This window comes from Gottfriedia luciferensis (genome assembly GCF_001712755.1).
GTDB lineage: Bacteria > Bacillota > Bacilli > Bacillales > Bacillaceae_G > Gottfriedia > Gottfriedia luciferensis_B.
On record NZ_MDKC01000001.1, the window covers coordinates 108,953 to 126,224 of the forward strand.

At 31.6% G+C, this 17,272-nt stretch carries 18 protein-coding genes and 1 other RNA gene; 12 read left to right on the forward strand and 7 right to left on the reverse strand.

Features of this window, described 5'->3' with window-relative positions:
* The first annotated feature begins 50 nt into the window (after nt 1–50).
* The 3 genes from BED47_RS00590 to BED47_RS00600 all read left to right on the forward strand — a co-directional run bounded on the left by BED47_RS00590 (nt 51) and on the right by BED47_RS00600 (nt 2,165).
* Nucleotides 51–779, forward strand: coding sequence for a DnaD domain-containing protein (locus tag BED47_RS00590; protein WP_069031890.1), 729 nt, complete (start codon nt 51–53; stop codon nt 777–779).
* A gap of 230 nt (nt 780–1,009) precedes the next feature.
* Nucleotides 1,010–1,672 (forward strand): endonuclease III, encoded by a 663-nt coding sequence (nth, locus tag BED47_RS00595; protein WP_069031891.1) that lies wholly within the window; start codon nt 1,010–1,012, stop codon nt 1,670–1,672.
* Nucleotides 1,662–2,165, forward strand: a complete 504-nt coding sequence (locus BED47_RS00600) for a YpoC family protein (protein WP_069031892.1) — start codon at nt 1,662–1,664, stop codon at nt 2,163–2,165. Before nth ends, BED47_RS00600 begins: the two co-directional genes overlap by 11 nt.
* Nucleotides 2,166–2,266: 101 nt before the next feature.
* On the opposite strand, the gene BED47_RS00605 is transcribed toward BED47_RS00600, so the two are convergent.
* Nucleotides 2,267–5,020 (reverse strand): transglycosylase domain-containing protein, encoded by a 2,754-nt coding sequence (locus tag BED47_RS00605; protein ID WP_069031893.1) that lies wholly within the window; start codon nt 5,018–5,020, stop codon nt 2,267–2,269.
* 50 nt (nt 5,021–5,070) lie between these two features.
* A complete protein-coding gene (gene recU / locus BED47_RS00610; RefSeq protein WP_069031894.1) occupies nt 5,071–5,682 on the reverse strand; it encodes a Holliday junction resolvase RecU in 612 nt (203 codons plus the stop codon).
* A 94-nt stretch (nt 5,683–5,776) separates the two neighbouring features.
* Between recU and BED47_RS00615 the strand changes: the two genes are divergently transcribed.
* Both BED47_RS00615 and BED47_RS00620 read left to right on the forward strand, forming a co-directional pair.
* Nucleotides 5,777–6,784 carry a DUF2515 family protein gene (locus BED47_RS00615; protein WP_069031895.1) on the forward strand — a complete coding sequence of 336 codons (1,008 nt, stop codon included), beginning with the start codon at nt 5,777–5,779 and terminating at the stop codon, nt 6,782–6,784.
* 927 nt (nt 6,785–7,711) lie between these two features.
* Complete coding sequence (locus BED47_RS00620; protein ID WP_069031896.1) at nt 7,712–7,963, forward strand: hypothetical protein; 252 nt, start codon at nt 7,712–7,714, stop codon at nt 7,961–7,963.
* A 136-nt stretch (nt 7,964–8,099) separates the two neighbouring features.
* On the opposite strand, the gene yppF is transcribed toward BED47_RS00620, so the two are convergent.
* Complete coding sequence (gene yppF, locus BED47_RS23040; protein WP_084006691.1) at nt 8,100–8,276, reverse strand: YppF family protein; 177 nt, start codon at nt 8,274–8,276, stop codon at nt 8,100–8,102.
* A 199-nt stretch (nt 8,277–8,475) separates the two neighbouring features.
* Here yppF and BED47_RS24555 point away from each other — a divergent pair, with 199 nt between their 5' ends.
* Nucleotides 8,476–9,285 carry a YppG family protein gene (locus BED47_RS24555; protein WP_439097764.1) on the forward strand — a complete coding sequence of 270 codons (810 nt, stop codon included), beginning with the start codon at nt 8,476–8,478 and terminating at the stop codon, nt 9,283–9,285.
* A gap of 38 nt (nt 9,286–9,323) precedes the next feature.
* On the opposite strand, the gene BED47_RS00630 is transcribed toward BED47_RS24555, so the two are convergent.
* Nucleotides 9,324–10,052, reverse strand: coding sequence for a GntR family transcriptional regulator (locus BED47_RS00630; RefSeq protein WP_069031897.1), 729 nt, complete (start codon nt 10,050–10,052; stop codon nt 9,324–9,326).
* A gap of 669 nt (nt 10,053–10,721) precedes the next feature.
* Here BED47_RS00630 and BED47_RS00635 point away from each other — a divergent pair.
* The 6 genes from BED47_RS00635 to BED47_RS00660 all read left to right on the forward strand — a co-directional run bounded on the left by BED47_RS00635 (nt 10,722) and on the right by BED47_RS00660 (nt 15,385).
* The gene (locus tag BED47_RS00635) at nt 10,722–11,288 is read left to right on the forward strand and encodes a DUF1273 domain-containing protein (protein ID WP_069031898.1); all 567 of its coding nucleotides are present in this window, start codon (nt 10,722–10,724) and stop codon (nt 11,286–11,288) included.
* A gap of 76 nt (nt 11,289–11,364) precedes the next feature.
* The gene (gene gpsB / locus BED47_RS00640) at nt 11,365–11,670 is read left to right on the forward strand and encodes a cell division regulator GpsB (protein ID WP_025671532.1); all 306 of its coding nucleotides are present in this window, start codon (nt 11,365–11,367) and stop codon (nt 11,668–11,670) included.
* Nucleotides 11,671–11,748: 78 nt separating this feature from the next.
* An RNA gene (rnpB, locus tag BED47_RS00645) (RNase P RNA component class B) lies at nt 11,749–12,134 on the forward strand.
* A gap of 151 nt (nt 12,135–12,285) precedes the next feature.
* Nucleotides 12,286–13,431, forward strand: coding sequence for a THUMP domain-containing class I SAM-dependent RNA methyltransferase (locus tag BED47_RS00650; RefSeq protein ID WP_069031899.1), 1,146 nt, complete (start codon nt 12,286–12,288; stop codon nt 13,429–13,431).
* A 144-nt stretch (nt 13,432–13,575) separates the two neighbouring features.
* On the forward strand, nt 13,576–14,493 hold the full coding sequence (locus BED47_RS00655; protein WP_069032246.1) for a tyrosine-type recombinase/integrase: 918 nt from the start codon (nt 13,576–13,578) through the stop codon (nt 14,491–14,493).
* A 658-nt stretch (nt 14,494–15,151) separates the two neighbouring features.
* Nucleotides 15,152–15,385 carry a hypothetical protein gene (locus BED47_RS00660; RefSeq protein ID WP_069031900.1) on the forward strand — a complete coding sequence of 78 codons (234 nt, stop codon included), beginning with the start codon at nt 15,152–15,154 and terminating at the stop codon, nt 15,383–15,385.
* A gap of 180 nt (nt 15,386–15,565) precedes the next feature.
* Here the strand turns inward: BED47_RS00660 and BED47_RS00665 are convergent, their stop codons facing one another.
* The 3 genes from BED47_RS00665 to BED47_RS00670 form a co-directional block, all read right to left on the reverse strand.
* The gene (locus tag BED47_RS00665) at nt 15,566–16,186 is read right to left on the reverse strand and encodes a hypothetical protein (protein WP_069031901.1); all 621 of its coding nucleotides are present in this window, start codon (nt 16,184–16,186) and stop codon (nt 15,566–15,568) included.
* A gap of 133 nt (nt 16,187–16,319) precedes the next feature.
* Nucleotides 16,320–16,460, reverse strand: a complete 141-nt coding sequence (locus tag BED47_RS23520; RefSeq protein ID WP_175403424.1) for a hypothetical protein — start codon at nt 16,458–16,460, stop codon at nt 16,320–16,322.
* Nucleotides 16,461–16,603: 143 nt separating this feature from the next.
* Nucleotides 16,604–17,134 (reverse strand): hypothetical protein, encoded by a 531-nt coding sequence (locus BED47_RS00670; protein ID WP_069031902.1) that lies wholly within the window; start codon nt 17,132–17,134, stop codon nt 16,604–16,606.
* Nucleotides 17,135–17,272 lie beyond the last annotated feature (138 nt).

Genomic DNA, 17,272 nt, shown 5'->3' on the forward strand with positions numbered 1-17,272 from the left:
TTATTTCACGAGTTTTCTTTAATGTATATTTTATGTAATCATGCTATACTATGCTAGAGGTGTTCGAAGTGAATAATAATAGCATTCTAAACTGGATTCAATTTGGGAATACTAGTATTCCAAATATACTTCTCAGTCATTATTCTTCTTTAAGCATAAATGAAGAAGAACTAGTCATGATTCTACAGCTTTACTCTTTTCAACAACAAGGTCATACGTTTCCAACACCTACTCAATTAGCAAAGATTATGTCAATAAATGAACAAAAATGTATGGAAGTTATTCGAGAACTTCTTAAAAAAGGTTTATTAGAAATTACGGAAGAAATTGACCATCAGAATTTACGATGTGAGGCATACTCACTTTCTCCGTTATGGTTAAAATTAGTTGATTTGACCCAAAATGGTCAACAATCAAATGAAAAACATACGATTCCTTCAATTATTGAACAAGAAGAGGAATCAATTTACTTAGTATTCGAAAAAGAATTTGGTAGATTATTGTCTCCTTTTGAGATTGAAACTTTAACAATGTGGATGGACCAAGATGATCATAATGAAAAACTAATAAAAACTGCACTTAAAGAAGCAGTTATAAGTGGGAAATTAAATTTTCGTTATATAGATCGTATTCTTTTTGAGTGGAAGAAAAATGGAATAAAGCAAGTAGACCAAGCAATGAATTATAGTAAGCATTTTAGAAAAAAAGAAACAAGAGAACCACAAAACGAAACAAAGTATACAGGATCAATTCCTTTTTATAATTGGCTTGAAAAATAAAGCGAGGACATGCTCCTCGCTTTATTGTGTAAAAAATATACAAAAATTTGATTTTCAGACTGTCTGAAAGCGTTTGTCTTTCGAGGCGTGAAGCTTGGTGAGGAGCGGAGTTACCTTTAAATGGTAATGAGCACCGCAGACAGGCGAAACAACGAAGAAAGCGAGCGCTTGACGGGCAGTCTGAAGCGAGGACATGCTCCTCGCTTTTGTTTAGTAAGGAGTGTTTTGAAATGATGAATAAACAACAAATAAATGAGGTTCTTAATACAATTGGTGATATGTTCCCCGATGCACATTGTGAATTAAACCATAAGAATCCGTTTGAATTAGTAGTAGCGGTTGCTTTATCCGCTCAATGTACTGATGTTTTAGTAAATAAAGTGACAAAAAATCTATTTGAAAAATATAAAGAACCACAAGATTATTTAAATGTTTCTTTAGAGGAATTACAAAATGATATTCGCTCAATTGGACTTTTCAGGAACAAAGCAAAAAATATCCAAAAATTAAGTGAAATGATTATTAATGAATTTAATGGAGAAGTTCCACGTACAAGAGAAGAGCTCGTAAAATTGCCAGGTGTTGGTAGAAAGACTGCTAATGTAGTAATGTCAGTCGCATTTAACATTCCAGCAATCGCAGTAGATACTCATGTTGAAAGGGTTTCAAAAAGATTAGCTATATGCCGTTGGAAAGATTCTGTTTTAGAAGTAGAAGAGACATTAATGAAAAAAGTTCCAATCGAGGACTGGGGAGTAACTCATCATCGACTCATATTTTTTGGTAGATACCATTGTAAAGCCCAAAGGCCGAGTTGTGAGGTATGTCCTTTACTTGATCTGTGTAGAGAAGGAAAAAAACGAATGAAAGTGAAGAAAGTAAATGACAAATAATATTTATAAGGATTTTATTGTTGCGCCATTTTATAAAGACAATGGTAATGAACACAAAATGAATGAAGAAATTAAAATTAAAAATAAACCGTTTTTTTATGAAAGCATTCAGATTCTAGATAATGAGAGCTTTAACATCCCGAATGAAAGTGATGAAATTATTAAAGAGATGTTTAATGAATGGAAAGAGGAATCTGAACACATTTCTAATTACTTTAAACAACGGAATCGAAAACTTGCAAGTGAGCCGATGATAAGAGGGTTAGCTAATTTTATATCAATTCTTACATGGATTAATGGCCAAATGCTGCTTAATTTAAATAATTTATTACTTGAGTTAGATAAATTAAAAATAAAGCCAATTAATTTAGACGAGCGTATTAGTTTTTTATTAAATCAACCAGATCACTATCACTCATTCATTCAACTTTCGGGTTTATATACAGAGTTAGAAAAGCTTTATTATAAGCAAAAAATAACCTCCTCAAAATGAGGAGGCTTTTTTAGATTTAGAGATAATTGGTTATACTTAGGCTCCAATGTTTAGATTAGTTACATAGAAAAACCTCCTCAAAAAACGAGGAGGTTTTTAATTTATGCAATAATATTACGTTCCAACTTATTAAATCGATTATTTGAGTATGAATCTGAGTTATACGAAGTTGGATTCGTATTAGTTGGTTTTGATGGTTTAGTTGGTTTTGTTGGATCTGGCGTAGTAGGTGGTGTAGTAGGATTTGTATTACCATCTCCAGTTCCGCCACCATTGCCATCACCTGTACCAGTACCTGTGCCGTCACCAGTACCAGTACCCGTGCCGTCACCAGTACCCGTGCCGTCACCAGTACCAGTACCCGTGCCGTCACCAGTACCCGTGCCGTCACCAGTACCCGTGCCCGTGCCGTCACCAGTACCGTTACCGTTACCATTGCCATTGCCATTACCGTTGCCATTACCGTTGCCATTGCCATTACCGTTGCCATTACCGTTGCCATTACCGTTGCCATTACCGTTACCATTGCCATTATTATCAGCTGGTGGGGTAGTAGGCTCTTGGGTAGTAGTTAAATCGACTGTAACAGTAACCGCAGCACTCTTAGTATCGCCATTAGTTGCCACGATCGTAATTTTTACTTTGTTTCCAGCTACGATACCATTAATTTTTGCAGATGTTCCATTTACTTTTTGAGTTTGGCCTTTAACACCGTTAATATCATAGTTTACTTCAAAAGTAGTAGAAGCAAGTAAGTTAGAAGGATACTGCCAATTTAACGAAACACTGCTAGTTTTTTCATCATATTTCGCTGTAACACCTTTAGCTGGATCTAATGTATCTGGCGTTGGTAGATCATCCATTTTTTCGCCTCTAATATATAATTCGTCTTGTACTTTTACAACTGAACTTGGTTTATGGAACTCTGAAGAAGGATCAGCTGTTGCTGCTAACATATCTCTAGCAATATATTTAGCTATATTTGTTGATGTTTTACTTAAATAATGACCTTGTTTATTTTTCTCATACCCAGTCCACACTGAAATAGTTACATCTGGAGTATAACCAACAAACCAACTATCACGAGTTGCGTTTGAAGGGAAGCCATATTTGTCTTTTACTTCTTGTGGGTAGTTTGTAGTACCAGTTTTACCTGCCATATCAAGTCCAGGTACATTAGCTCTACCACCCGTACCACCTGGAGCTTTAACAACGTCACGTAGCATATCTGTAATCATATATGCAGTGTAATCGCTCATTGCTTGTTTTGGTTCAGGAGCTAATACTTTTTCAGTTTTATCTTGATAGATTATTTTTGTAACAGCATGTGGTTTTATATATACACCGCCATTACCGAAGGCTGCATATGCACCTGCCATATCCATCGCAGATACACCTGTAAATCCACCGATTGCATGAGACTCATAAAAACTGTCCTTTTGGAAGTTAAATCCAAGTCCGTTACCAAATTCACGTGATTTATCTAATCCAACTTGCTGCATTGTTTTTAATGCAGGAATATTTCTTGAACCGATTAACGCCTTACGAATCGATAATTTACCTTTATATGATTTATCAGCGTTTCGAATAGGTGTCCCATCAGAATATTGATATGGCTCATCAACAAGTTGATGATTAGTAGACCATTTTAAATATTGTATCGCAGGACCATAGTCTAGGATTGGTTTAATAGTTGATCCAGGTTGTCTTTTAATATCTGTTGCAAAATTTAGACCACCACTTGTTGTGTTTCTTCCAGCACCTACAGCTTTAATTTCACCTGTTTTAGTATCAGTTAATACAAAACCAGTTTGGAAATCATCACTTGGATAAAAATCAGATCCACGATTAATGATTTCATCTGCTTTAGCTTGCGCTTTTGGATCTAAAGTTGTTTCAATTGTTAATCCATCTGTATTTATATCTGCATCACCGTATTTTTTTACCTCATCCATAACGACATCAATGAATGCTTGATACTTTGTTTGACCACTTTCATGAACTTTAACTATTGATTTCTCTGGAATTGCTTTTGCATTAGCATATTGTTCATTTGTTATATATCCATATTTTTTCATCTGGCTTAAAACAACATTTCTTCTAGCTTCTGATTCAGCCGGATGTTTTGCTGGATTGTAGTTATTTGGACTTTGTACCATACCAGCAAGTGTAGCTGCTTCAGGTAATGTGATTTTTGATAAATCTTTACTAAAATATGTTTCACTTGCTTTTGCTACACCATAAACTCCACGGCCTTTTAAACCATTTGAGAAGTAAACTTTATTTAAATACATTTCTAAAATTTGTTGTTTAGAATATTTTTGTTCAAGCTGGAATGATAAATACCATTCTTGTACTTTACGTTTAATTGTTTTTTGTGGAGACAAGAATGAGTTTTTGACAACTTGTTGAGTAATCGTACTACCACCTTGTGATCCAAATCCACCAGTAATATTGGCTAAAACTGCGCCAAGCACACGGCGGATATCAACACCTTTATGTTTATAAAAACGTACGTCCTCAGTAGCAATAAATGCATCTTCTACTACTTTAGGAATCTCGTTATATGAAACTTTCGTTCTTTGTTCAGTTCCTAGCTCAGCAATAACATTCCCATTTTTATCTAGTATCGTAGACGATAAAGGTACTTTAAGCTTTGATTCATCAAGTTTAGGTGCATCACTTACTAAATAATAGAAAGTTCCAACTCCCCCAAGAATACAAAGTACAGCTAAAGTTAATATTGATAAAGTAATCTTTTTCCATAAACCTTCACGTTTTTTTGGTTTGACATTTGAAGGCTTTTCCATTTCCATTTGTTTTCGTTCTTGTCGTGAACTATACTCTTTTGCCATTTTTTTGTTTCTCCTGCCTTTCAAATGAACTTAATGAAATTATTAAAATATTAAATTACAAAAAGTTCATCGATACATTTTAAGTAAGGAACAATGATTGGATAACTTGGTTTAAGTAATGTTCCATACTCTTTGCATTCTTCTCTAGAAATTGATTTTCTTCCACCATCTGTTTGCCTTTTCCAAAAGGTAAGAATATCAGTTGCTTTCATAAAATAAATTTCATTATATAATGAAAATTTTAATATGACAAACGAAATTCCACCATGATTCAGTACATTTTCCATATGCTCTATTTGGTGTAAATGGAAATTTTGTAAAGGAAAACTAGTTTTATTATTGGTTTCCTTAGCTTCAAAATCAATATACTTCCCTTTATAGATGCCATTATAATCGGTAGTTGATGGTTGCTTAAAATAGGCTTCTCTAATGACTGCAGCACTTCTTTTTGGATAGTCTACTTTTACGATTTGTACAGGTGTTGGTTTTTTATGTATGTTTGCGATGTTATTTGATAAATAATACGTATTAGTAGCATTTAAATCATCTTCAAGGGACATTCCGCGATTACTATAAGTATTATTTGATTTTACTTGCATTTCGTTATTTTTTTGATTTTTTTGAACTACATTATTTCTTCGATTTGGGTAACTTATTGTCATAAAACCAACTCCAACTTAATTTACATACAACTCGTATTATAGCACTAAAACAGATGTTCGTGTAAAAAAATACCAGATTGCTTGGGGTGAGTCAATGAATGCAAACCATGAAAGCTGGAAAGGTTTCATAAAAAAAAGAAGGGAAGCTCAAAATTTATCACAGGAAGAAGCAAAACTTATAGATTTAATAAAGAAAGAAACAGTAAAATATAATGCAGATAATATTTCCAGAACGATTGCATACCAAGAATATTTTTTAAGACAAAGTGAAATAGAGTGGTCTTTTCTTGCAAGTATGGTGTCGCGTAATGCAGGCTATAACATGACTGATTTGGAAAACGAATTATTCGTTAATGGTTTAAGTGTAAAACAAAGAAAACAGCTTTTTATGACATATGAACGGGCAAATTGGATTATTTTTTTAGATGCATTCCCACAATTGCTTCTATTTGAATATTCAAGAGTGAAAAATAAACCATTATTTTATTTATTGAAATATTTTTCAGTATCTAGTTTTATGGAAATTGAATGGGAGAAATATTGGACGGATCGTGATAAGAAAAGACTAGTTTATTCATTGATTATTAATGAACAAAATATGATTGAAAGACCAGTCATTCAAAATAAATTTTTTAAAAGTGAAGTTTTTAATTCTTTAGCATTTAAACTACAAGAACAATTAAAACTTAGTTATGTTATATTTCCAACTAGAAATGGTGAACTTTATGGACTTGGTGTTTACCAATTTGAAGATTTAACGAAAAGGATTCAAATTGGTAAACGATTATATTCAATTTTATTTCATGAGGACTTACACAATGAATTTATCGATTTTGCTAAGCATACTATACACACAGGCAGTAGAAATGATTATGAAGGGTTAGTTGGAATTACAAGTTCAAATAATCCGAAATTAAGAGATGTTTATCCAATAATTCCTCACACGAGAACGATTGAGGATGATTGGTATACAAATAGTAAAATTTTAAATGAATGGTATGAATATGAGGAAGTTATTAATGGAGATAGTTTTAAGCAATCTTTTTTAATAAAGCAAGAGCTGCTTGGTTCATTGTTAAAATTGAAATCGATCTTTCAATAAAAATGTTAGCTTTTTTCTCTTGATGTTGAAAAACAATCTTATCAATAATAATTATCAAATTTTCGTAAAAGGAGTAGAGTGATGTTGATTTCCATTACAGGATGCTCGCTTTCCATGGGGCGAGATTCTTTAGCCTCCTCGGCAAGCCTGCGGGGTCTCAGCCTTCCTGCATATCCCATAGGAGTCGAGCATCCCTCCATTCCAATCAACTAATTCATCAAAAGAAGTCTGTGATAAGAACATAATTTAATATCCTTTACTTAGTGTAACAGTTTAAAAATCAGTTTTTAAGTCGCTTGAGATTGAACATCAACCTATAAACTAATCATTTAAAACGATATACCTAAAATTTGCTCTTTATATTTTTAATTTCCTAAAAAACAATTACTATAGTTTGTTGGTATATTAAAACTTTTGAAGCACATGAACATTTAATATGGTTAATAACTATAAAAAAAAAATTTAACATCAATACTATCCCAAAATTTTGTTATACCTATAGACAGTTTTATATTTCAACACCCTGAGAAAAAAAAGCTAGCACACAAATGCTAGCTTTTTTTTTTTTAATCGATTTTTCAATAGAAAGAATGTTAATCAAATTCGAGTAGTTCCCTATGTTTATGTAGCTGGGAAATTAGGGCCATCTAATTTTGGATTACCAGTTTGCTGATTTTTACTTTTTTCTTGTTTTTTCTTTTTTTCATTTTTGTTTTTTGCCATTTGAAACACCTCCATGTAATATACCTTTCCCATTTCTGTTCCACGTTACAAGTTTTTTTGTCGAAATTATAGACGAAAATAACTTTATTCACTTTGTTTAGCGAAATAGTTCTAGTTTTGTCACTAGGGAAGGAGGTAGATGAACTATTGTTGAATTTATCTTGTAAAGAAAATTTAGAAAATTAGGAAGAGGAGTTGAACTGTATGGAGTTAATTCAAAGAGAAGATTTTTTTCGAGCAATTGATGAATTTTTAAATGAGGTTGAATTTATTGAGCACTCCTTAGCTTTAAGAATTGATCAAAAATGTGATGAAGAAAAGAATTTACTTTTAAATAAGATCCAGTCAACAACAGTGCATCTTCATCATTTTGAAAAGAAAGTAAGTCAAGCAAAAGAGGGTGGTAGTTGGATATCAACACCATTTTTAGGAAGACAACTAGCATTTAATATTTAATAAATATAGATAAAAGTAAAACATATTTGTTTTGAATGAAGGGCTATTAGAATAATGGAATGAAATAAAGCGATACACTTTTACAATTTAGTAAATGTGTATCGCTTTATTTCTTATAATATTATATTTCCGATTACTAAATTGGTTTACAAGCGCCAAATAGTTCAAGTTCTTTAACTAATTCTCTGTAATGTTGAATAGTAACCTCACCATTTAGGTAATTTTGTTGTAAAAAGTCCATTAATTGATTAAAGTCAGTTGGTTCGAAACTTTTAGATGAAATAAACTTGCTCTTTAATTCTTGTAAAGTCATTATTACCCCTCCAACATTAAAATTTAATTAACAACTTGTATAACTAAATAAAATGTACCATAAATATTTAAAATTTAAATTTTTTTAAAAATTTAAACTTCCGACATATTATGACAAATAGCGCATATGATAATAGAAGTAACAGAATAGGCATTTGTAACATATTTATAAATGAGAAAACTTAAATGGATGTGAGAATATGAAATCTCAAATGTTTCCTCCAAATCATTCAGATAACAGCTTTGAATGGTTTAGAAAGCAAAATCAAATGATTGATGAGAATTTTAATTTTCCAGAAATGAATCAAATATCTAATGAAAATCAGCGTTACTATGGAAATACAATTCAACCTTTTTCCCAAAACCCTACTATGAATACACTACAACCACCAGTTCAATCACAACAAACTCAACATGCACTATCGACTCAACTAACACAACCAGTTCAACCAGCAACACAATCAACCCAATCAATCCAACAATCACAGATGATTGAGCCATCTCCTTATGGGGGATCATCAATTCAAACAGGTAGTTATGATCAAAGTCAAATCCAGTATGCAGCACCACAACACTTTTCGATGCAGCATCCTTCTGTTTCATATAACCAAGGGTATCAATACGATCCTAATTATTACGGAATGGTGCAAAACCAATATCCATATATGCAAACGTATCCTTCACAATTCGGTAATCAAACAAACTATTTAAGCAGCCCTCAAAATCACCAGTATTCAATGCAACCTCAACATGCTCAAATGTTACAACAAGGTCCATTTACAACTCCACCAATGTTTGCGCCTAGTACACCTTATCCAACTCAACCAAAAAAATTAAACCAACAAAATAATAATGGTCAATCTTTTCAGTTTTCATCAATATTAAATCAATTTAAAAATGGTTCAGGTTCATACGATGTCCCAAAAATGATGTCTACTGCGGGTCAAATGATGAATACGATGAATCAAGTAGGTGGACTATTTAAACAAATAGGGGTTTTATTCAAATAAAAAAGCCAGGATATCCTGGCTTTTTTACTTCTATACTATTAATCAGTTCTAGATAAAGAATGTACAAGCTTGTAGCGGTCTGCTCTGTATACAGTCAATTCGTACTCTAAAACTTTGCCACTTCTTAAATATGTTGTACGATAAATTGCCAATACGGGACAATTCGGCGGAATTTCTAATAATTGTGCTTCTTCTTCAGAAGGCATTCTAGCTTGAATCGATTGATCAGCATACTGAATAGGATCAGGAATATTGGCATTTACATAATCAAAGAATGATTTTTCCAAAACACTTTGATTTAGGTTTGGAGCTATATCGCATGACACGTGGATACTTTCAATCGACATAGGAATTGAGTCTGCTAAACGGACCCGCTTTATAAAATAAATAGGATCGTTTTCTTTTATCTTTAGTATATTGGATAACGCTTTATCGGAATTTAAAATATCAAATTGAACTAATCTACTACTCGGTTTTAAACCTCTCTCAATCATTTCTTCAGTGTAACTATTTAATCTACTAATTTTTTTTTCAACTTGTTGACGACTAACAAATGTACCTTTACCTTTTTGTCTGTATACAATTCCTTCTTGAACTAAATTGTTTAATGCTTGACGAACGGTCATACGAGAAATTTGGAATTTCTCTGAAAACTCTCTTTCTGATGGAATCAATTCATCAGCAGGGTATTCACCTGAGGCGATTTTACATTTTATGTATTCTAATAATTGATGATAAATTGGTATTGGGGAATTTTTGTTAATCATTTTTTACTCCTTGAATTGCATTAATTATCTATATTTAAAACGATTTCATAACTCATTTTAAAGGAATAAAGTGCTTTCGGCAATCATTGTGTATACTCGCAAAAATCAGAATATTTAAACTTTTAATCATTATTAATTTTATTGTTGTGAAATATGTTCAAACCTAATAAAATAAAAAAGTTGACATTAAAGTATATTTAGGATATTGGAGAGGATAATTTTGAACAAAATACTTTTTTTATTTTTTTTCACAATTACATTAACATTAATTATTTTTACGAGTTTTAAACAAGCTTTATATGTAATTTTATCATAAGATTTCGACGAAAAAATTTTAACAATAATATTCCTATCACAATAACTAATCTAAAAGGGAATAAAATATCCTCTATGAGCAGCAATCAAATATTGAAATATTGATCTTAAATTGGTCTTAATAGTTGATTACCACTAAGCTTATGACTACCATGTAAAGTTAAATATTAGATTCCCTCTATATAAATTTCTACATTTGAATATTATTTAAATAAATGATTTTAGCGAGATAAATTTATACTTACAATCTATATTTGTTACTAATTATTTGAAAAAATGCAGAGTATTTAATAAAATAAAATTTAATTTGTGGAAGAACTTTAAGTTCTTCCTAATTTATTATTGTGAGGTAATATGAAGATACTACTTATATCTGGTTATAAATCATTTGAATTAGGAATTTTTTCGAATAAACATGATGCAGTTAAGTACATAAAAAAAGCAATTAAAAATAAAATACTTTTATTTATAGATGAACTAGAATGGATTATTATTTCAGGGCAAATGGGTACTGAATTATGGGCCGCAGAGGTAGTATTCGAACTTCAACTTGATTATCCCGAATTAAAGTTGGGTATTTTTACCCCCTACGAAGAACAAGAGAAAAATTGGAATGAATCAAATAAAGAATATTATAATGAAATCTTAATTGGGGCGGATCACGTCGACTCAATTTCAAGAAAACCATACGAATCTCCAATACAGCTAAAAGCTAAAAATGAATTTTTAGTAAGTAAAAGTGACGGATGTATTTTATTTTACGATAATGAAAAAGAAGGTAGTCCTAGATATTTATATGATTTAGCATACAAGAAGAATGAACTATTTAATTATTCTGTAGAAATCATCACATTTGATGATTTACAAGTGATTGCAGATGAGTCATTTGAGAATGATGATAATAAATATAGGGAATTATAGAATAGATAATTGACAATTTATGAAGAGTTTGAAAAAATAGAAGGTAAATATTTCTAAATGTTTTGGGGTGACACACATGGAATCAACAAAAATAAAACTAAGTATAAAAGATATCCTAAATAAAGAATTTAAAGTTTCAATGCGAGGATATAATCAAGAGGAAGTGGATCAATACTTAGACAGTATCATTAAAGACTATGAATCGTTTCAAAATCAAATCGTAGCCCTACAACAAGAAAATGCAAAGTATAAAAAATTGTTGGAGGATCAAAAGAACACAGCTACACCTCCACCTTCACCATTTAATAATACGAATACGGATGTTCTAAAAAGATTATCAAATTTAGAGAAGCATGTTTTTGGTAGTAAACTATTCGAATAATTTTAACTTAATTTATATTTTAAGAAAGCATTGCAAACTTAAGTATAATTTACTATACTAATAAATGTTCGTTTCAATATGTTCGGGTAATCGCTGCAACGCTTGACGTTGTTGAGGAAAGTCCATGCTCGCACAGTCCTGCGATGGCTGTAGTGTTCGTGCCTATCGAAGTCATAAGATAGGGTAGCTGTGTAAACAGCTAACGGCAGGGAACGGACCTAAGTCCTTTACGGATATGGTTCTACTACCTTTAAAGTGCCACAGTGACGTAGTCCTCGAAGAAATGAGAGGAGTGGAACGCGGTAAACCCCACGAGTGAGAAACCCAAATTATGGTAGGGGAATCCTTTCAAAGGAATTGAACAGAGAAAGGGACAGATTATTCTGTAGATAGATGATTACCACCTAGTAGTACGAGGCGAGAGCCGCTTGTAGTACGAATGGTACAGAACATGGCTTACAGAACATATGAAATGATGAAACTGTTTAAAAACTCTTCATTCTATGGAGAGTTTTTTGTAATTTCGACGTAAATTGTTCATAATGAAAATAGGAATTAAAATGAAAATATGAAAAGAAAAGTTCATTCTTAGTTTGAATGAGATAGGTGGTTAAATTGGCGAAATATACATTAATTGCTACTGCTGCAATGGGGATCGAAGCACTGGTCGCTAGAGAAATAAAAAGCCTAGGGTTTGAAGATGTAGTAGTTGAAAATGGTCGAGTATTATTTAAAGCGGACGAAGCTGGAATTGTGAAAGCGAATTTGTGGCTTAGAACAGCTGACCGAGTGAAACTACGTGTTGGTGAATTTAAGGCAACCTCATTTGATGAATTATTTGAAAAAACAAAAGCCTTACCTTGGCATATGTTTATACCAAGAAACGGTCAATTTCCTGTGTTAGGAAAATCGCATAAATCAAAATTATTTTCAGTATCAGATTGCCAAGCAATCGTCAAAAAAGCAATTGTTGATAAATTAAAAACAATCCAAAATATTCAAGGTATGTTAATTGAAGATGGTCCATTATTTCGAGTGGAAGTCTCTATTTTAAAAGATATCGTAACATTAACGATTGACACTACTGGTCGTGAAGGATTACATAAAAGAGGATATCGTGTAGATCAAGGTGAAGCACCATTAAAAGAAACACTTGCGGCTTCATTAGTATTACTAACAAATTGGAATGCTGATTTACCTTTTGTTGATCCATTTTGTGGATCTGGTACTATTCCGATTGAGGCTGCATTAATTGGCCATAATATCGCTCCAGGATCGTTTAGAAGCTTTGCGTCTGAAGATTGGCATTGGATCGGGAAAAAAAGATGGAATGAAGCTAGACAGGAAGCAGAAGACTTAGCAAATTATGATCAAAAACTTGAAATAATCGGATCAGATATTGATCATCGAATGATTAATGTTTCAAAAGCGAATGCTGATGAAGTTGGATTATCAGATTCAATTGCTTTTAAACAAATGCAAGTAAAAGACTTTACTACTAAATCTGAGTATGGATATGTTGTCACTAATCCACCATATGGTGAGCGATTAAACGATCGACCTTACGTTGAAAAGTTATATTCAGATATGGGAAATGTTTTTACAAAATTAGATACATGGTCAGTGTATGTACTTACTAGTCATGAGGGATTTGAACAATTTTACGGTAAACCAGCAACAAAAAAACGTAAATTATTTAATGGTTTCATTAAAACTGACTATTATCAATACTTTGGAAAAAGACCGAGACGTGAAGACTAGAGCCACAAGGGTTTAGAGGTTAATTTAATATTGCGTGTTGTTAATTACCGTATAATATAGATTATTGTCTATATGGGTATTATCAATATTTGTTACTAGAGCTACATTTTTTCTCTTAAATAAAAGAGGAAGGATGTGGCTTTTTTGCTTATCAGAGAAGCGATTAAACTTTTCATTGAAGATCGAGAATTTAAAAATTTATCTCCTTTTACAATTAAGACGTACAGAATTACATTAAATATTTTTTGTGATTATTGTGTATCGAAGGGGATAGTGGAGATAGATAATTTAAGTCCACAAACAACTAAAAGTTTTTTAATGTACTGTAAGAATGAATTACACAACTTACCGACATCGATAAACCAAAAACTACGAACACTAAAAGCATTTATTAAATTTTTAGCTGAAGAAGAGTATTTAGAGGATGATAAACCAATTAAAAAAATAAAAAAAATAAAAGAACTAGTCCAAATTGAAGTTTTGACGGATGAGCAAATTAATATGATCTTGAAACATTTGAAGAAATTTAATTATCATGTTAACTCTTTTGTTACATTCAGGAATCGCAAAATGTTTATCTTTCTACTATCTACTGGGGTACGTAGAGGTGAGGTAGTTAACATTAAGTGGAGTGACGTTGACTTCGAGAACCAGATTATTCGTATTTACGGTAAAAAGCGGAGGGTTTCGAGTATTCCATTTACACTGAAATTAAAAAGAGAGCTCTTAGAATATAGAGTTTTTCTTGAAGAATTTTTAAAAGAAGATCCAGTGTATTTGTTTCCTTCAGGTAAGAACACTCAGCTAACAGACGAGGCTGTAAGTAGCTTTTTCAAGACACTGAAGAAGGAAATGAACTTTGAAGGGGTAAGGTTATCCGCACACACAATTCGCCACACATTCGCCCACAGATGCCTTGTAGGGGGTATGGATGTAATGACTCTTAAATCATTGCTTAACCACGAAAATATTTCTGTAACAGAAAAGTATGTGGCATTATGGGGAACTGCTTTAAAGGAGCAGAATGATCGTTTTAATCCTTTAAATAATATTGATATTTAATAGGACAAGCTCTACAACGATTTAAACACAAAAAAAACACCTACTGCAAATAGGTGTCCAACGAAGATTTATCTGATCCAACCCACTAAAATTGAATAGAAAAAATCCTTCTTGTACGTCTATTATACCATTTTTCAAAAATTATGGTCAATAGGCTTAGTTTCTTATTGTCTTTTATAGAAACTGGAAGGTAGTGGATAGCAAAGCACACACTATAATCGCCATATCCTGAGCTGAGGGGCTGCATTAAGTCAGCGTTGACACTATCCAATCGTTTCCTTGTTTACGGTGTGTCAAGTCTATGGTGAGGGCTACCATTAAAGGTCTGGAGGATATCTAGCATACTACGGTATGGGTAAAACTGAAAATTGAAAGATATAAGGTTATTAAATTAATTTGTTATTGTTACAAATTCCCTTTTATTCAAGCATGTAGGGTAGATATTACATGTTAAAAGTCAGCTAAAGCGAAAGCTAGTATTCAAACAAGGGCAACGGATTCCATAGTAAAACGACCGTTTCAGAATGCTTACTTACTTTATTTTTTACTTTAAGAATAAGGTAAGTATTCTTGCTAGCCGTTGTCCATGCGTCACTCCCATTTCAGTTTATGGAAGATCGTTAGTCAAGTGAAAATTTTAATTTTGAGGTGGAAAATCATGAAAAAAGAAAAAGAAAATGAAGTTAAATATGGAGAATTAATATACGGTGACTTTGGTTATGAGGAGTTTGTGAGTCAAAAAGTAAAGGTTATTGGTAAAATTTATGGTAAGAATTATGAAGTTATTATCACTGAAGAAAACGATCCGAGGAAATTTGTTTGGACAGAGGATCGGTATCGTTCACTTGCGAAAATATTAATCAAAGATGCTATGGAGTCAGCTGAGAAGTAAATAAAAGAAGAATAAAAAAATAGATGAGCCATTCATTCTGCCGAGGATTACGTAGAAGGAGGCAGAGCTGGCTCATCTATATTAGTTTGTGTGATTTACAAATAATTATTCTGAAAGTAAACACTCCCGCCAGTTAGACAGGAATAGAGTGTACATCATATTCTACTTGGAAATTCTACCCTAAAGTGACATATCTCTTGTTTTTCTATTAGCTATAGCTTCCCATAAACCATCTAATGCTCCACCTTTAGTTCTATTTAAGCTATACTTGTTGTCAAATTGAATAATGAATTCATTTTCAAGGATCAAAGTTTTTTCTGTTTGATACACAAATATTCTTGTAGTATCTAAAGCCCTAAAGCTATCTATAGACAAAATGGAATTTTCTTTATTTCCATTTATCATTCGATCAAAATAAAATTGCTTACTCCAATGCTGCATAATTCGTTTTTTAATATCACCTGTTCCGATATATACTTGAGAATATTCATCCAGTACCATAATATAATATCCAGATTGACCAGCTATAGAATTAAGGTCAGTAATTTCCTTAAAGTCATTATTTTTATTGAGAAAACTCGTGAGTTCTTCATTAAAATCCTCTTTGGATAATGATTTAAAATATCTCATATTTACTTCATAATTATATAAACAATCTTCTAAATGATCTTTTATCATTGAATCAGTAAAAATATTTTTTACCCTTGAACTTTTAAAATTTATTTTTTCTATGTAATTATCTTTCGTTAGGTTTAAGCCACCTGACTTTGCTTGTAGATTTACTTCAAAGTGTTTAACCATGTTGGTTCTATTCCTCCTCATAACATTCCATTCTGACATAATTTTAGCATAAGTACATAGAAAACCTTTATATTAATCTTAGGGTTAAAATGAAATTACTACTTTTTATGTAATAATTAAGAATTAAAAAAAACTACTTCTTATTTGAAGTAGTCGATAAATTTTTTAAAGCTTTAAACACAATATCTAAATTAGGTTCGTTGAGATATGTGACTTTGATGTTTGGAGTTTTTTTATTGTTAGTTTCTTTCTTATTCTTTTTATCATTATTCATAATTATCACCTACAATTCAATATACCTGTTTTGATATACTCTTACATTGAGTATATTCAAATAAAATAAACGCAAATCGACAAAAAAGGCCGATCTTGTTGTAAATCATACGATAGTAACTTCTAAACTGTTTACTTACTGTTTTATTGACCAGGTGTCGGTAATTTCTGAATTACATCCTTAATATCAAGAAAATCTATATTTAACTCAATTAATTTCATATTAATGTCTAGAGTTTCTTCTTCACCTGTTGCTAATATAGCTTTACCACGTATATTATTTGCTACATCAATAATTATATTTTGCTGTTCTCTATACTTTTCAGGTGTTTCAAGAGCGATCATCTCATCAAGGTCTTTTATAATAGGATCAACTAATTTTCGCTTTTTGTCTGGACTTAAGCTTATCGTTTCAACATCTACTGCTTTATTCCAATCGTTAAGTAATGAATCATACATCTTACTGATGTTTTCTACATACATTTTTTCATTTTCAAGTTTATTTTTCTCTTGATTATCTTGTTCTAATATAGCTGATTCTTTATTAGTTTGTTCTTTTTGTTTTAATTCAATTTCTGCTTTTTTAATTTTTGCATCTTGAATTTTACTCCAACCAAAGATACCACTTACTACAATTACTACAACGGTTATTATGACATACATAATATTTTTCATCTTTTTCTCCTCCTGTGACTTTGCTTTAATTTTATCATCCTAAAATTAGTTTGTATGTAGTAGTAGGGACGTTTTAAGAGTGGTTTTAATAATAGATTATGACAAAAGTTTATTGTAAATGTTAGAAATACCAATAAA

Coding starts and splice junctions, on each gene's coding strand:
- BED47_RS00660 (WP_069031900.1), top strand. CDS start 15,152: ATGAAAAAAGAAAAAGAAAATGAAGTTAAATATGGAGAATTAATATAC.
- BED47_RS00630 (WP_069031897.1), bottom strand. CDS start 10,052: ATGATTAACAAAAATTCCCCAATACCAATTTATCATCAATTATTAGAA.
- BED47_RS00635 (WP_069031898.1), top strand. CDS start 10,722: ATGAAGATACTACTTATATCTGGTTATAAATCATTTGAATTAGGAATT.
- BED47_RS00605 (WP_069031893.1), bottom strand. CDS start 5,020: ATGGCAAAAGAGTATAGTTCACGACAAGAACGAAAACAAATGGAAATG.
- BED47_RS00620 (WP_069031896.1), top strand. CDS start 7,712: ATGGAGTTAATTCAAAGAGAAGATTTTTTTCGAGCAATTGATGAATTT.
- BED47_RS00670 (WP_069031902.1), bottom strand. CDS start 17,134: ATGAAAAATATTATGTATGTCATAATAACCGTTGTAGTAATTGTAGTA.
- gpsB (WP_025671532.1), top strand. CDS start 11,365: ATGGAATCAACAAAAATAAAACTAAGTATAAAAGATATCCTAAATAAA.
- recU (WP_069031894.1), bottom strand. CDS start 5,682: ATGACAATAAGTTACCCAAATCGAAGAAATAATGTAGTTCAAAAAAAT.
- BED47_RS00600 (WP_069031892.1), top strand. CDS start 1,662: ATGACAAATAATATTTATAAGGATTTTATTGTTGCGCCATTTTATAAA.
- BED47_RS23520 (WP_175403424.1), bottom strand. CDS start 16,460: ATGAATAATGATAAAAAGAATAAGAAAGAAACTAACAATAAAAAAACT.
- BED47_RS00615 (WP_069031895.1), top strand. CDS start 5,777: ATGAATGCAAACCATGAAAGCTGGAAAGGTTTCATAAAAAAAAGAAGG.
- BED47_RS00590 (WP_069031890.1), top strand. CDS start 51: ATGCTAGAGGTGTTCGAAGTGAATAATAATAGCATTCTAAACTGGATT.
- BED47_RS24555 (WP_439097764.1), top strand. CDS start 8,476: ATGAAATCTCAAATGTTTCCTCCAAATCATTCAGATAACAGCTTTGAA.
- BED47_RS00665 (WP_069031901.1), bottom strand. CDS start 16,186: ATGGTTAAACACTTTGAAGTAAATCTACAAGCAAAGTCAGGTGGCTTA.
- nth (WP_069031891.1), top strand. CDS start 1,010: ATGATGAATAAACAACAAATAAATGAGGTTCTTAATACAATTGGTGAT.
- yppF (WP_084006691.1), bottom strand. CDS start 8,276: ATGACTTTACAAGAATTAAAGAGCAAGTTTATTTCATCTAAAAGTTTC.